This window comes from Candidatus Saccharibacteria bacterium (assembly GCA_016699895.1).
Classification (GTDB): domain Bacteria; phylum Patescibacteriota; class Saccharimonadia; order Saccharimonadales; family Saccharimonadaceae.
In genome coordinates this window covers 326,050-339,811 of record CP064991.1, presented here as the reverse complement: position 1 = coordinate 339,811, position 13,762 = coordinate 326,050, and the positions used below count along the sequence as shown (strand labels likewise).

Below are 13,762 nucleotides of genomic sequence, written 5' to 3'. Positions count from 1 at the left end.
TCGCGGGGTGGAGCAGTCTGGTCAGCTCGCTTGGCTCATAACCAAGAGGTCGTTGGTTCAAATCCAACCCCCGCCACCAAGAAAATTCCCTCATCGCAAGATGGGGGTATTTTCTTGGTTACAAATTGACAACTGCTCATGCTTACTATAAAATGAATTCATTATGAATAAACCAACAAAAAAATCTACGAAAAAGGCAACCGACAAACCCTCGGTCAAAAAGTCGCATCACATTAGAGGGCTAGCTATTGTCCTATTTGGCGTCGTTATCCTATCGGTTCTAGGTACTCTCGCCTTTCATAGGATCACCGTCAGCCAACGCCTGCAGCGAATTAATGCTGTCTACCAGAGCATCGATCTGGATGATAGCTATCTGATGGCAGCTAGCAACGTATTCGGCGAAAAGCAGGTCTACAGCTGGGACAAAGGTCGCACTTCATCGTCATATATAGTTTACTATCACGGTGCCAATGTCGATGTTACCGCCGCAGAGCTGAAAAAGAAGATTGAGGCAGCTGGATTCGAATATTTCGAAGAACCTTATCCAGGTAGCGCCGACGTGGAGTGGCATTTCAAATCAAAAGACGGTGTCTATGTTCGCCTAACCGTTTCTAGCAAATCGCGCAACGAGGCTATCCGCGATGCCAATCTGATGCATCAAGACGATTCCGCCGCTATCGATATGGATCCGAACGCCGGTCCAGCTGTTGTCATGATCAAAGTCAATCTCGACGATAACAACGAATAAAAGTCCTCTTCTCTGTTACAATAGTAAGCTATGATCGCTGATATCACCGTAACCGAGAAATCATTCGGATCAAAACTTCTCATGAGTAATGTGAAGTTTTCGGTTGATGATGGTGAAAAAGTCGGCATTATCGGCCGCAACGGCGTCGGCAAATCGACATTGTTCGGTATTTTGGCTGGCACCGATACCGATTTTACCGGGGACATTATCTATCGACGCGGCACAACGGTGGTTGCTACCGCCCAGGAGCACCACACCATGGGCGACACAACCGTGCTGCAATATGTGCTAGCTGGTCTGCCAGAATATTCCACGCTCAGCCATATCATCGAAACGTATCCAGCAACTATGGGCGATAATATGAAAAAGATCGAGGAGTACACTGCCGCTTTGCAGCGTTTTGATGATAAGGGTTTTTACCAGATCGAGGAACAAATCGAGCGTGAACTCGCCAACTTTCAATTGCCGGATGTCGCGCATCGCCCTTTTGCGACGCTGTCCGGTGGTCAAAAACGCCTCGTAGAGGTGGTGAAAATCATGCATTCTGATGCGCATTTAGCACTGGTCGATGAACCGACTAACCATATGGACTATGTCGCCAAAGCCCAGTTTATTGAATGGCTAAAAGATGCGCGCGAGGCAGTTCTCGTCATTACGCACGACCGCGATGTTTTGGCCGAAGTCGATCGAATCATCGAGCTAAAAGACGGCGGAAATGCTAGTTACAAAGGCAACTATGATGCCTATTTGAAACAAAATGCCGTGTCGACCGGTTCGCAAATGAACGAGTTTGAGCTCATCGAAAAACGGATTGTGAACCTGAAACAAAAAGTGATCGATTACCAACGACTCAAAGAAAAATCGCGCAATCCCGGCACTATCCAAAAGTTCAAACGACTCGAGGAGAACTCGCGTAAAGAGTTAGCCGAGCTCCAAGCCAAGGAAAAACCGACCTTTTGGATCGACAAAGAATCGGTCGAGAACTTGAACTATAAAGTCGCTAGCCAATATGACAAATTCAAGGCTCGAAACGTCCGCATCAATCTCAAAGACGACAGTTCGCGTAGCAAACATGTGCTAGTGAGCGCCCGAGATTTGGCACTCGGGTACGGCGAAAGTCCATTATTTGAAGGTATCGACATTGATCTGCGCGAAGGCGAGGCCGTGGAGCTGCGCGGTCGTAACGGCGCCGGTAAAACTACGTTGATCAAGGCACTACTATCCAGTTCGACTTTGTCCCAACCTCATTTTTCTCAGACGCGCTCGGCGCTAACTAATCCTGTCTTGCCTCGCTCTGGCGGAAAGCCAGAGTCTTCGAAAAACGAGAATGAAACAAAGTCTGAGACAAAGCCTAACAGTTCTGACCTTGTAATGTTTAGCGGCGAGCTAAAACTCGATCCGCAGGTTCGCGTCGGCATCTACGAACAAGAGGTCTCACCGACCTATTTCGATTTGCCGCTCGGCGAGGCCATCGAACGCATGTACCTCGATCGGAATCTCGCTATCACTACCACCAAAGTTCGTAGTCTGATGAGCGATTATCTCTTTACCGAGGGCGACGGACAAATCCCCATCCGGCGTCTCAGCGGCGGGCAAAAAGCTCGTTTTCAATTAATTACGATGCTCGCGAACGATCCGCAGCTACTGATTCTGGACGAACCGACGAATCACCTAGACCTACCGAGCATCGAAGAGCTCGAAACTGCCCTAGATAAATATAATGGCGCGATTCTCTACGTCAGTCACGACAGCTATTTCAGATCTAAACTCGGCGGTGAAGTTGTCGAGTTAAAAAGCCCCGAGGTTTAACTCGGAGCTTTTTAGTGCAGATCATTTTGACCTTATTTGGCGTATTCGATAGCGCGAGTTTCGCGGATCACGTTGACCTTGATCGTACCCGGATACTGCATAGTAGATTCAATCTTGTTGGCAATATCGCGCGACAGTTTGATAGCCGACAGATCATCGATGCGTTCTGGTCGGACAATCACACGGACTTCGCGACCGGCCGAAATAGCGTAGGCTTTGTCGATACCCTCGAAACCAGTGGCGATATTTTCGAGATCACGCATACGCTCGATAAAGTTCTCGGCACTAATATTGCGAGCACCAGGACGAGCTGCCGACAAGGCGTCACAGACTCGAACCACAACAGCCTCGGGCGTCGTTGCCTCGATGTCATCGTGGTGAGCCTCGATAGCGTGCGCGATCGCTTCGCTCATACCGTATTTGCGCGCTAGTTCAGCTCCAATGTGGTGATGTTTGCCTTCGATACGATGGGTTACAGCTTTGCCAACATCGTGCAAGAAAGTCGCGATTTTAGCAGTTCGAACATCTGCACCAACTTCTTCTGCGATGATACCGGCTAATTGCGCCATCTCAGTAGAATGCTTTAGAACATTCTGCCCATAGCTAGTTCGGAATTTTAACTCACCCATTAGTCGTAGCATCTCTGGCGGAATGCCAACTATACCAGCTTCGCGCGCTGCGTCTTCACCAGCCCGAACGATCTCTTTGTCGATCTGCTTGCCGGCCTTTTCGACCACCTCTTCGATACGAGCTGGGTGGATACGACCATCTTTCATCAACATCTCGAGAGCGAGCCGCGCAGTTTGGCGACGCACCGGGTCAAAGCTCGATAGGATAATCATGCCTGGGGTATCGTCAACTAGGATATCGACGCCAGTGGCGCGCTGGAGCGCCTGAATGTTGCGACCCTCTTTGCCGATGATGCGGCCCTTCATGTCTTCGTCGGATAGCTCAACCGCCGTAACAGTACGCTCGGATGTTACATCGCTGGCCATGCGCTCCATAGCGGTCAGGATCACCATTTGCGCCTTCTCCTCGGCGGTGTCTTCGGCCTCGCGTTGCAATTTCGTGACCAGCCCGGTCAAATCGCCTTTGACGTCGCGCTCGGTCATCGCCATTAATTTTTCGGCGGCTTCTTTTTTAGATAATTTGGCGATTTTTTCGAGCTTTTCCTGCTGTTTGTCGCGGATGTCACGGACTTCGTCCTTTAGTTTATCGATATCTGATTCCGAGGCACGAATCTTCTCGGCACGTTTGTCGAGCTCCTCGATTTTCGAGACGATCGCATGCTCGCGCTCGGCGATTTTGTCCTCTGACTTTTTCAGATCACGGCGCAATTCGTCAGCTTCTTTTTTGGCTGTTTCGGTGGCCTTTAAAATAATATCGCTGGCCTTGTTTTGAGCATTGGCGAGGATCTTATCGGCTTTGGCACCTTTTTGCGCACTCTGGACTTTGGTGTACGCGAAAGCTCCACCGCCGCCAACCGCGAGGCTGACTAACGCAATTAAAATTGTTTCCATACTAACCTTTCCGCCGCCCGCTCATCAAGGCATATCTTCATCGTCACTCACACTGGTTCGGATGATGCCCGATGCTGGGCTAACTGATTCAAATTAACGTAAATGGTCATAAAAGTAATATACAACCACACCTAGTATAGCACTATTATTTTTTTGGCGCAGTAATAGTAGCCGGCGCGCCGTATTCCGGCAAAACAATCTTGTCGTCCGCGCCACTAGCGAGCTGTGTTAGACCAGATTTTAGCCAGTCCTCGCCGTTCGTCCCAATAATCGGAATATTTTCCGCATAAGCCAGCGCATTCGCTACCGTAATACCGATCCGTAGACCCGTAAAGCTACCCGGGCCTTTGAATACGATTATCCCCGTTACGTCACTATATTTGCCGTCGATTAGCCCATCAATTTCACCCGGCAAATCACGCGCCAATGTCCGCCCAGCCGGCCAGAGTTTCTGTTGCTCGATTTTGCCATTTTCGTCAAGCCGATAAATTTCTGTATCGCTCGTATCAGTTCTAATTGCTACATACATATACTATTTCCTATCCTTTAGCGCCTCCGAAACGCGTTTCGCCGTTGGCAAGCTCGGATCGATGCCGGCTAGCGCCTGCGTTGCCTCGGCTAAATTGTAGCCGAGAGCCATCAATGCGTCGAGCGCCTCATCGCCCGCCAAATTCGAAATCGCTCCAGTCGCAGGGTCGTGACCTGGTACATAGGTCGATGCGCCGACTTTGTCGCGTAGGTCAACCGTCACTCGTTCGGCGGTCTTTTTGCCGACACCGGCCGCCCGAGCGATAAACGCCACGTCAGCACTGGCAATGGCGCTACGAACCGACTCGGCCTCACCGAGACTCAGAATCGCCAGGGCAGCTTTTGGACCTACGCCCTGAACCGTTATTAGTAGCTCGAACAACCGTTTCGCCGCCAGGGTCGAAAAGCCATAGAGATCCTCAGCCTGTTCACGAACGTGATGATACGTATAAAACTTTGCCTCACTATCCAAATTCGCTCGCTCAAAATCAGTCGCGGCGAGCTGCACCTCATAGCCCAGGCCCCCGACGTCGACAACGACGGAACCGGAAAGCTTTTCTATCACTCTACCATTTACAAATGCAATCATAGGACTATTTTAACACGGAAATCTGTTGTAATATTAACTTGACACCATGCTACCGCTAAGTTACAATTAGACCATAGAGCTAAATGATTATAAGGAGGGTTATGAAAACAGCCAAACATATTATAGGGTTCTTCGCTGCTGTGTCGGGTATAGTGGCAAATATTGCAGGGTTGTATCTGATGAACCATGCGAACCTAGGGAATCTTTATTTCGATCAATTAGGTATCAGCCAGGTTCTGCTCGCCTGGTTTACAATGCTATCGATTGTGCTCTGGATCATCTTTGTAGTCTTACTGCTCATCCCAGCTAAAAAAGCTTCTGCAAAAAAGAAATAGTTTTTATAGAATCAACTGACTCGCGTCATCATATCGTGGGTAATCGCCGCGGCAAGTGCGTCGGCGCAGTCGTCTGGTTTTGGTGCGGTCTTTAGATTCAGATGGATCCGCACCATCTCCTGAATTTGCTTTTTATCCGCTCGACCATAGCCTGTCAAGGTCTGTTTAATCTGGAGCGGCGTATATTCAAATACCGGTAAACTCGCCTTGGCGCCAGCTAACATAGCGACACCGCGGGCATGCGACACACTCATTGCCGTCGTAATATTTCGGGCAAAAAATAGTTTCTCAATCGACATAACGTCCGGTTTGGTCTCTCGAATAATCTCGGTCAAACTATCGTAGATATCGACGAGACGCTCGGTCAGCGGCGTATGTGCCGGCGTCGTAACAACACCCGCATCGACCATCACAGATGGCTTGCCTTTTATAACATCTATAACGCCAAAGCCCAATATACCAGTGCCTGGATCAATTCCGATGATTCGCATGCACCAATTCTACCACGCTCTATCGAGCAGTTGTAAATTGCGTGCGGAGTTTGCGTATGAACTGACCGATTTCCATTTTGTATTGAAACAGCAATATCCCAGCCGTTGCAGTCGCTACGCCAATCGCCGCCAGTAGCAATTGTCCGCTAGCGCTCGAGGGTGGCCCAGCTTCAACGGCAAATCGACCTGCCGCCGAGGCGACAATTTTGCGACATCGATTGGTCTCTGCATTCCGTTCGTAGCCATCAGCACAAGGCTTCAAGGTCGAAATCGTTGTCGCAATATTTCGGCAACGATTGGTTTCGGGATTGCGCTCTTGGCCCTCTTTGCAGGGCGTGAGGGTTGATGTGGTAGCGATTTTGCGACAGCGATTCGTTAGCTCATTTCGATAATACCCGGCTGCGCAAGCCTTAACAGCTGCAATCACAGCAACTTTATTGCATCGACCAGTTTCCAGGTTTCGGTAATAACCATCTTGGCAGGTTAAGTATTCCTGGAATATATTATTAGATCCCGGCGTCACGGCATAAGTTTGCACCCATTCGCCATCAATCAACGACCACGAGGTGTATTTGTCGAGATCGGAATAAGCGGTACTATCCACCTCCAACTCGCCGTCGGAACTGTAGATATACACCGCACCGGTCGTGGTTTTAGTGAGAGCTAGCGGCGTATTGCTAATTTTAATAACCCGGAAATTGCTAGGTGCCAGTGTCTCGTTGTTAAATTCGAAATAGCTAGTGGTACTACGGTTCGTCATCAGCTGACATCCGTCTAAATTGACCGCCTGATCGCTAACATTTACAATTTCAACGAACTGGTCGTCGATGTTGGCGCCGATTTCAGATAATTTTATACCGTCGCAATAGTTAATCGGCGGCAACATATTTAATGCGCCAGGACTCGGTTGTTTGGAAACCTGCCAGTCCTCGCCTATTTTCCACCACGACGTACCAGCTTTTAGTTCAGGATAGACCTGCACATCTAGCTCAGTCGCGCCGTCGCTCGATAGTACATACACCACGCCGGCTACCGTTTTAGAGAGCAGCAACCCGTCAGTTTCGTCGATAAATAAAATCCTCATTTCACTCGGTTTCAATGTTTCGGTACCAAATTCAAAATAGTGAGTTTTGCTGCGATTGGTCATAATCTGGCAACCTTTGAGATCGATAGGTTGCGTAGAAACATTGCTGAGTTCTATAAACTGTCTACCATATTTTCCACTCCCCGGATAAGCGCCAACCTCGGTTATTTTCAGATTTTCGCAGTCTGGATTGGTCTTCGGATCTTCGGGTGGGTCTGTTTCTTCTTCATCTGGAGGCTCGATAATTATAATGTTAGCTTGCCCAGGAGTTGGTTTGGCGCCCTGCCATACACTATCAATCAGCGACCAAGACAAACCTTCCTTTTGAGATCCATACGACATGCTGTCGACTACCAATTTGCCCGTATCGATGAGCTGAACCTGTCGCGGACTGCCTGTCGGGTTTTTTGTCAATTTCAGTTCGGTGGCGCTAGCCAAAAACAAGGCATGATACGCGCCCGGTTGAACTAATACTTCTGACTGGAACGTATAGCTCGTCGTGCTGCTGCCATATTGTGTTGTTATTGAATAACCAATTAGATTTTGTTCGGTAGCGCTGCAATTGAATAGTTCAATAAATTGATCCTGTAGATTCGCACCGATTTCCGTAATCTGAAAACTATTACAAGTATCAAGGGTTTCGGCTCGCGCAGGGGTTGGTAGACTGATTACTATCAGCACCGCTAGCAGAATAAGCGCGAGCTTTTTCATTAATCCATTGTATACAAATCATCAGCCAGCCGCAAGGTTTGGCGTTTTAGGTCGGCTTGTTATACAATAGTAGCACTATGGAGGAGCAGCCAGACGACAGGCCCGTCGCCTACGACGCAGAGGGCCGACCGCTGTACTACCATCCGGAGTCAGCGAGCGAACCAGCGCCAAGCCAGACGCCACCTCCTGCCGCGCCCGAAACGACGGCCGCTCCCGAACCCACATCTTTGCCCAGCATAGAACAAGCCCCTGCTAGTGAACCTGAAACAAAGCCGCCAGAGCTAGAACAAAAGCACGGCGAATCAGTTGCGAACTATCCGGAGCTCGATGTTGGACCGAATGAGTTCGTTGTCATTGATGTCGAACGATCAATCGTCGGTCTCGTCCTGATCTGGATGGTAGTCTGTGGCGCATTCTTGGCCTTTATTATCACGACCGTTCTCGTATCGCAGATCACAGTCAACAGTCCATATGTACTATTGATTGGCTTTTCGCTGGCAGTTACCTGCTTTATTGGTGGACTCATCGCGACCTATGTCTATAACCAGAACTATTTCATTGTCACTAACGAACGAGTTATTGCCAACGTTCAGGTTTCACCCTTTTCGCGCATGAATCAGAATGTAGAGCTAGAACATATCGAGGACTGTAGCTACACCCAGAGCGGTGTTTTGCAAACATTGCTCAATTACGGCTCGATCCGCCTCAGTACTGTCGGCGATGAACATACGTATCGTTTCAATTTTGTACGTGATCCTAGCGGACAATTCCAGATCGTAAACCGAGTAGTCCAAGCCGTCGACGAGGGCGAACCGACTAAATATAAACACTAATTAGAGCTAGGTGATGTCTTGGTATAGTCAGCTTCGGCTTCTAGGTCGGCCGTCAGCTTGAACTGCTGGCAATGGCCGTCGCTATCGCAATCACTCGGCGTATAGCGATAGTTGCAATCACCATCCACCGCCTGCTGATCATCAAAATCGGTGTAGGTACATTTATTGCCATCTAGGGTAAATCCGTCTGGATCAGTAAATAATGTTGGATCAACCGATGGCAAGGTGTCGCGCGAAATCGTCTCGGGATAGTATTTGTTTTGTTGGTAATAGACCTCGGTCAGACCATAATACATAGCATTGACGGCAGTTTTCCTCGTTTGATCGCGCGCTGCCGTTTCCATATTGCCTCGTTGGATGACAAAGAACACCGCTAGTGTTACCAACACAATGAATGACACCACTAGCTCAATCGCCGTAAACCCCGCCTGTTTTTTCATGATTTTTCCATTGTAGCACATCTATGATTGCCGCCCAAACAGGAAATCCATCCATTGCTCGAAATTAGACTTTTCAACCACCAGAGACGTGGCGTCTGTCGTGCTACCGCTCGTATTATCGGAATGCGGCAATATCACCAGGTGTTCGCCGGGCTTGGCTTTGTTGAGGAGCGCCCTTGCCTGCAACTCAAGGAATTCATCCGTCTGGTAATAGGCCTGCTGGAGTCGCAGATTCTCGTTCTGTAACTCCATGACTTGGTTGTCTAATCGAGCCTGCTGGACTTGTTTTTCGAGATCGTAGTTTTTCGTCAAAACATTAATTGTCGACCACGCCCAACTGAGCGCTAGCAGCATCGCGATCATGAGTGCGATGTTTTCTAGGGTGAGATGTTTTTTTATATCCGAAAAACCAGCAAATAAACGCATGTGGTTATTATAACACAATAACAGCCAAAGAGTGGCGGCGTTAACTTGTAGTATAATAGTCCGTGTTCGGGGCGTAGCTCAGGGGTTAGAGCAGTCGGCTCATAACCGATTGGTCGCTGGTTCGAACCCAGCCGCCCCGACCAGACATTATTGTAGAGAATTGTAATAACGATCAGTCGCTCGATCGACCTCATCTTGTGTCGGCGGATGATCGAAAGTCTCAGTTATCGGAAAATCTAGTACGACGCTATAAGTTTTTGCCTTCGACCCCATGTTTGGATCTAACGCCTGTTGCTGATTTTGTTGCTTTTTGAGCGCCGCAGAACTGAGCAACAGATCGGCGCAGGGTGTTTTATCTGTATCAATCACAGGGTCGTCAAGGTTGTCCCGAAAATGACGGCGATTCTTTGCACTATCTGGGAAATGAGGAGTGCCCTTGGTCAAAATAACTGCCAAGTGGCCATATGGTCGACCATTTTTAGTATCCAGATCGCAGCTATCTCGGAAAGGACACGCCTCGCAGGCAATCCGACCCATTGGGCTGATCTGCGGCTTGTATCGGCGCGACACGCCAAGGGCATCAATCATCTTGCGCAGTTGTAGACCACGCTCCGAGGTGTGACTGGTTTGCCATTTAACCTTTGTCATATCCTTATTATAGCATAAATTCTATAAAAAATCAACCAAAAACGCGTCTCCGGAGAGACGCGTCGTCTAAAAGCTAGAAATGTTGACTATTTCCTCGTCTTTTTGATAGTCAAGAAACCGTTGCGTGGGTTTTCAACAACTTCGTAGCCTGCTGGCAATTCAGTTGGGGTACCTTTGCCGCCTTCAACTTTGGCAAAGAAGTAGATACGTTGCTCACGGCCACCGCGCAAAACGACGTCCTTGTAATGCAAAAAGTATTCAACCCCCTTAGAGTTAGTGTGTGTGTAAGTTGCCATAATTGTCCTCCTTACTTTACTTACATACCCCAGATTACAGCACCTATCTCTCCCTGTCAACCCCTATTTTCAGATTTTCGGAGGAAACGTTATCAGAGGGCACGATATTTGAATTTTAGGATCACGCGCAAGATTATAGCGGTCAAGAGGCGCAAGACGATCGCGAGCGTCAGCAAAAAGCACACCAGTAGCGTGATGCCCGCCGCATCGAGACTCCAACGAGTCGGTGAAAATTCAATATAGTAGGCGTCCGGGGTGATTGATTCAGCCTCGGCGTAGCCGCTATCGCCGCTGGCACCGATCTTTTCGGAAATACATTTGGCGCGCGCCCTCGAGCCGCCATTGTACCAAGCCGAAGCACACTCCTCGGTAACTTTTTGATAGAGAGTCTGATCAATATCCACTGGTTTCGCAGCCTCTAGCGCTTTGTTGACCGCTTGATCATAGAGAGTCTGGAGTGGCAAGCGTGGCACGGCGCTATTCATGTGACTGGCCACGAAATTCTGGAGTTTTTTGGCGGCTTTTTCGACTTTGACGATATCGCCCGTTTTGTCAGCGGCTTTTAAATCCTCGTAGAGATCCAGCGCACCCAGACTATTGAGACGCAAAAATACCGCGGCTAGCATCGAGAAAATCAGCAACAATACCAACATTTGCCAAATTTTGACGCCCTTTAGGGAATTGAGAATATGAATATCACGCTTGACTGCGTCACCATGACCCAGATTCTGATATTTTTTATCACGCCAATTCCACCCCTTCATTAGTGAAAATTATACCATAAAATGCTAGAATTGATGGTGTGAACATCTTTGTATCAGGTATTGGCGGCGCCGGACTCGGCCCCTTGGCAGAAATTGCACTCGATGCTGGGTATTTGGTGCGTGGTTCAGACCTAAATCCATCACTCGTATCACGAGAGCTCGAGGCACGCGGCGTTACTATTAGCTACGAGCAATCGACTGAGAACATTACACGCGTCCATCAGGAGCAACCGATCGACTGGTTTGTCTATACGTCGGCTCTACCTGACGACGCCCCGGAGCTCGTCTTTGCACGCGCACACCATATTCATACCAGCATGCGCGACGAATTCCTCGCTAGATTTATCGAGGATCATGGTTTAGAGCTGATTGCTATCGCCGGTACACACGGCAAGACGACGACGACCGCACTAATGGTGTGGACGCTCCAGCAGCTAGGTTTGCCGGTTAGCTATTCCGTCGGATCTACTCTATCGTTTGGCCCTAGCGGCAAGTTTGACCCTCATTCACGATTTTTCGTGTACGAAGCCGACGAATATAATCGTAATTTCTTGCATTTTAGTCCCGCAGTGAGTCTATTGCCGTCAGTCGATTATGATCACGCTGATATTTATCCAACGGTCGATGATTACCGGGCGGCTTTTCGCCAATTTATTAGCCAGAGTGACCGCGCCGTCCTGTGGCGCCAAACCGCCGACTATTTAGAATTTGATTCTATGCAATCTGATTCAACCGTGCTGGACGGCACCGTCTCCTCGCAGGAGATTCGGCTAGCTGGAGCAACCATGCGGGCTAATGCCAAACTAGTACTCGAAACTTTGCGCCAGGTTCTAGATGATTTTGACGAAGAACGTATCAAAGACATCATCGCTGCCTTCCCGGGATCTGATCGCCGTTTTGAAAAATTAAGAGAAGGTCTCTATAGCGATTACGCCCATCATCCGGCTGAAATTGCCGCCACTATCGAAAAAGCTCGCGAGCTGTCTGACCGTGTTGTTGTGGTCTACCAGCCGCATCAGAACCTGCGTCAAGCAGAATTGATGCAGCATGGCGGTTACGCAGATGCTTTTATCGGAGCTGACCAGGTCTATTGGGTGCCGACTTATTTGGTACGAACCGATTTGGTTGAGGGTACCCCGAAGGTCCTCACACCGGCTGATTTAATCGCTAGTTTGAGCGATTCGTCGATGGTGGAATCGGCCGAGCTAAATGATGCATTGTGGCACAAGATGCAACACCATTTAGAACAGGGCGATTTGGTGCTCGTTATGGGCGCTGGACCGATTGACGGCTGGTTGCGCGAACAAGCGCAAACTGCGCAAAATTGATCATTAATCCCTCACTAGCAAACCGTTTTTCATAACTCGTCATGATCTTTGACTCATCGGAGGCATCTGAGGCATGTAGGTCGCGGGTCATGCATAGCTGATGCCAGCCTTCGGTCGCAAACTGCTCGAGCGACCACTCAAAAAGTTTGTTACTATCGGTCTTGAAATTCAATATTCCGTTTGGTTGTAATAGTTGTCGGTAATAATCCAGATAGCGCGGCGCCGTTAAGCGGTGTTTTGCATCGGGTTTACGCGGATAAGGATCGGGGAACGTAATCCAAACTTCATGTGCCCTAGTATCAGGTATAACTTCATTGATTCTCGCAATATCGCTACGGACAAAATAAATGTTGGTGAGCTCGAGACGAGCTGCCTCGCGTGCACCTTGATAGAGTCTGTCACCTTTGATATCAGCAGCAACAAATAGCCGCTCTGGATGACGCCTAGCCAGCTCTACCGAAAACAAGGCAGAGCCAGCGCCAATTTCAACAGTCAAATCCCTGTCATCCGATACTATTTCGTCGCGTCTCTCTAGCCATTCTTCGAGATGGAAACAGGTGTCTAGCTCATCAAATTTAGCGAATTTATAGAGTTTGCGGCGCCTAGTAATCACAAAATCCTCGGGGTGATTATGTCCGTCCGGTCGCAGTGTCTCAACTGTGCTACTACTAGAAAAACGGATGATACGCGACGGCTGATTGGTGTCACATTCCCCGCTATCGACATATAAACTGACCAAATCGCCAAAGTAATCTTTGGCCTCCCCGATATTACGGGCTGGCAATTGATCTGGTAAATTAGCGCTCGGCGCACAGAGCGGACCGGTTTTTTCCAGTAGTTCGCGCAGTGCTCGGTTTTGTTTTGAAGGTACTCGGAAACAAATCGTCGGCTTGCCAGAGCGAGTATCGGCCAGCCACGGGGCTTTTGAACCTTTTGACGATAGGATAACAGAAGTTGCAAATGGCGCGGCCCAGATTGTCTCGAGCCTAGCTCGAATCTGCGGGCGCAGCGATACCAGCTGCCCCACCGTCTCGACACTGTCAGCCAGTACGATAAAACCTTGCTCAGGCGCACGGTCGCGCACCGAATGGAGTCGTTCGACCGCCGCTTGGTCGAGCGCCAACGCAAATATACCATAAATGGTGTCACTCTTCATGACGACTAGCTCGCCGCGCTGTAAATTGTCAACTATATCTTGCTCGGTCATGATAG

At 49.0% G+C, this 13,762-nt stretch carries 16 protein-coding genes and 2 tRNA genes; 7 read left to right on the top strand and 11 right to left on the bottom strand.

Translation table 11 applies throughout. The features are described from left to right. Position 1: 1 nt before the first annotated feature. The 3 genes from IPL44_01840 (at position 2) to IPL44_01830 (ending at position 2,557) form a co-directional block, all read left to right on the top strand. A tRNA-Met gene (locus IPL44_01840) sits at positions 2–79 on the top strand. An 84-nt stretch (positions 80–163) separates the two neighbouring features. Next, positions 164–748, top strand: a complete 585-nt coding sequence (locus tag IPL44_01835) for a hypothetical protein (GenBank protein ID QQS17755.1) — start codon at positions 164–166, stop codon at positions 746–748. A 30-nt stretch (positions 749–778) separates the two neighbouring features. Then, positions 779–2,557, top strand: coding sequence for an ABC-F family ATP-binding cassette domain-containing protein (locus IPL44_01830; GenBank protein ID QQS17754.1), 1,779 nt, complete (start codon positions 779–781; stop codon positions 2,555–2,557). Positions 2,558–2,589: 32 nt separating this feature from the next. On the opposite strand, the gene rny is transcribed toward IPL44_01830, so the two are convergent. From rny to ruvA, 3 genes are all read right to left on the bottom strand, one after another. Continuing rightward, on the bottom strand, positions 2,590–4,077 hold the full coding sequence (gene rny, locus IPL44_01825) for a ribonuclease Y (GenBank protein ID QQS17753.1): 1,488 nt from the start codon (positions 4,075–4,077) through the stop codon (positions 2,590–2,592). 145 nt (positions 4,078–4,222) lie between these two features. Further along, positions 4,223–4,606 carry a hypothetical protein gene (locus tag IPL44_01820; GenBank protein ID QQS17752.1) on the bottom strand — a complete coding sequence of 128 codons (384 nt, stop codon included), beginning with the start codon at positions 4,604–4,606 and terminating at the stop codon, positions 4,223–4,225. 3 nt (positions 4,607–4,609) lie between these two features. Next, a complete protein-coding gene (ruvA, locus tag IPL44_01815) occupies positions 4,610–5,194 on the bottom strand; it encodes a Holliday junction branch migration protein RuvA (GenBank protein ID QQS17751.1) in 585 nt (194 codons plus the stop codon). Positions 5,195–5,295: 101 nt separating this feature from the next. On the opposite strand from ruvA, the gene IPL44_01810 reads away from it, so the two are divergent. After that, positions 5,296–5,529, top strand: a complete 234-nt coding sequence (locus tag IPL44_01810) for a hypothetical protein (GenBank protein ID QQS17750.1) — start codon at positions 5,296–5,298, stop codon at positions 5,527–5,529. Between the two features lie 11 nt (positions 5,530–5,540). Here IPL44_01810 and ruvC read toward each other — a convergent pair whose 3' ends face one another. Further along, complete coding sequence (gene ruvC, locus IPL44_01805; GenBank protein ID QQS17749.1) at positions 5,541–6,020, bottom strand: crossover junction endodeoxyribonuclease RuvC; 480 nt, start codon at positions 6,018–6,020, stop codon at positions 5,541–5,543. Positions 6,021–6,039: 19 nt separating this feature from the next. Then, positions 6,040–7,815: a lamin tail domain-containing protein gene (locus IPL44_01800; GenBank protein QQS17748.1), complete on the bottom strand. Its 1,776-nt coding sequence runs from the start codon at positions 7,813–7,815 to the stop codon at positions 6,040–6,042. Between the two features lie 77 nt (positions 7,816–7,892). Between IPL44_01800 and IPL44_01795 the strand changes: the two genes are divergently transcribed. Continuing rightward, positions 7,893–8,648, top strand: coding sequence for a PH domain-containing protein (locus IPL44_01795; protein ID QQS17747.1), 756 nt, complete (start codon positions 7,893–7,895; stop codon positions 8,646–8,648). On the opposite strand, the gene IPL44_01790 is transcribed toward IPL44_01795, so the two are convergent. Continuing rightward, positions 8,645–9,088, bottom strand: coding sequence for a type II secretion system protein (locus IPL44_01790; GenBank protein QQS17746.1), 444 nt, complete (start codon positions 9,086–9,088; stop codon positions 8,645–8,647). The two genes, IPL44_01795 and IPL44_01790, sit on opposite strands and share 4 nt — an antisense overlap. Before the next feature lie 21 nt (positions 9,089–9,109). Further along, positions 9,110–9,514 (bottom strand): septum formation initiator family protein, encoded by a 405-nt coding sequence (locus tag IPL44_01785; GenBank protein ID QQS17745.1) that lies wholly within the window; start codon positions 9,512–9,514, stop codon positions 9,110–9,112. A 67-nt stretch (positions 9,515–9,581) separates the two neighbouring features. On the opposite strand from IPL44_01785, the gene IPL44_01780 reads away from it, so the two are divergent. Then, a tRNA-Ile gene (locus IPL44_01780) sits at positions 9,582–9,657 on the top strand. Between the two features lie 4 nt (positions 9,658–9,661). On the opposite strand, the gene IPL44_01775 is transcribed toward IPL44_01780, so the two are convergent. The 3 genes from IPL44_01775 to IPL44_01765 form a co-directional block, all read right to left on the bottom strand. Beyond that, positions 9,662–10,162 (bottom strand): hypothetical protein, encoded by a 501-nt coding sequence (locus IPL44_01775; protein ID QQS17744.1) that lies wholly within the window; start codon positions 10,160–10,162, stop codon positions 9,662–9,664. Positions 10,163–10,248: 86 nt separating this feature from the next. After that, on the bottom strand, positions 10,249–10,458 hold the full coding sequence (locus tag IPL44_01770) for a hypothetical protein (protein ID QQS17743.1): 210 nt from the start codon (positions 10,456–10,458) through the stop codon (positions 10,249–10,251). Between the two features lie 92 nt (positions 10,459–10,550). After that, positions 10,551–11,222: a hypothetical protein gene (locus tag IPL44_01765; protein ID QQS17742.1), complete on the bottom strand. Its 672-nt coding sequence runs from the start codon at positions 11,220–11,222 to the stop codon at positions 10,551–10,553. 38 nt (positions 11,223–11,260) lie between these two features. Between IPL44_01765 and IPL44_01760 the strand changes: the two genes are divergently transcribed. Next, positions 11,261–12,550: a hypothetical protein gene (locus tag IPL44_01760; protein QQS17741.1), complete on the top strand. Its 1,290-nt coding sequence runs from the start codon at positions 11,261–11,263 to the stop codon at positions 12,548–12,550. Here the strand turns inward: IPL44_01760 and trmB are convergent. After that, positions 12,489–13,757 carry a tRNA (guanosine(46)-N7)-methyltransferase TrmB gene (gene trmB, locus IPL44_01755; GenBank protein QQS17740.1) on the bottom strand — a complete coding sequence of 423 codons (1,269 nt, stop codon included), beginning with the start codon at positions 13,755–13,757 and terminating at the stop codon, positions 12,489–12,491. The genes IPL44_01760 and trmB overlap by 62 nt on opposite strands. Positions 13,758–13,762 lie beyond the last annotated feature (5 nt).

What these genes read in the sequence shown, in the direction of transcription:
- IPL44_01835 (QQS17755.1), top strand. Translation starts at nt 164, where the DNA reads ATGAATAAACCAACAAAAAAATCTACGAAAAAGGCAACCGACAAACCC.
- IPL44_01830 (QQS17754.1), top strand. Translation starts at nt 779, where the DNA reads ATGATCGCTGATATCACCGTAACCGAGAAATCATTCGGATCAAAACTT.
- rny (QQS17753.1), bottom strand. Translation starts at nt 4,077, where the DNA reads ATGGAAACAATTTTAATTGCGTTAGTCAGCCTCGCGGTTGGCGGCGGT.
- IPL44_01820 (QQS17752.1), bottom strand. Translation starts at nt 4,606, where the DNA reads ATGTATGTAGCAATTAGAACTGATACGAGCGATACAGAAATTTATCGG.
- ruvA (QQS17751.1), bottom strand. Translation starts at nt 5,194, where the DNA reads ATGATTGCATTTGTAAATGGTAGAGTGATAGAAAAGCTTTCCGGTTCC.
- IPL44_01810 (QQS17750.1), top strand. Translation starts at nt 5,296, where the DNA reads ATGAAAACAGCCAAACATATTATAGGGTTCTTCGCTGCTGTGTCGGGT.
- ruvC (QQS17749.1), bottom strand. Translation starts at nt 6,020, where the DNA reads ATGCGAATCATCGGAATTGATCCAGGCACTGGTATATTGGGCTTTGGC.
- IPL44_01800 (QQS17748.1), bottom strand. Translation starts at nt 7,815, where the DNA reads ATGAAAAAGCTCGCGCTTATTCTGCTAGCGGTGCTGATAGTAATCAGT.
- IPL44_01795 (QQS17747.1), top strand. Translation starts at nt 7,893, where the DNA reads ATGGAGGAGCAGCCAGACGACAGGCCCGTCGCCTACGACGCAGAGGGC.
- IPL44_01790 (QQS17746.1), bottom strand. Translation starts at nt 9,088, where the DNA reads ATGAAAAAACAGGCGGGGTTTACGGCGATTGAGCTAGTGGTGTCATTC.
- IPL44_01785 (QQS17745.1), bottom strand. Translation starts at nt 9,514, where the DNA reads ATGCGTTTATTTGCTGGTTTTTCGGATATAAAAAAACATCTCACCCTA.
- IPL44_01775 (QQS17744.1), bottom strand. Translation starts at nt 10,162, where the DNA reads ATGACAAAGGTTAAATGGCAAACCAGTCACACCTCGGAGCGTGGTCTA.
- IPL44_01770 (QQS17743.1), bottom strand. Translation starts at nt 10,458, where the DNA reads ATGGCAACTTACACACACACTAACTCTAAGGGGGTTGAATACTTTTTG.
- IPL44_01765 (QQS17742.1), bottom strand. Translation starts at nt 11,222, where the DNA reads ATGAAGGGGTGGAATTGGCGTGATAAAAAATATCAGAATCTGGGTCAT.
- trmB (QQS17740.1), bottom strand. Translation starts at nt 13,757, where the DNA reads ATGACCGAGCAAGATATAGTTGACAATTTACAGCGCGGCGAGCTAGTC.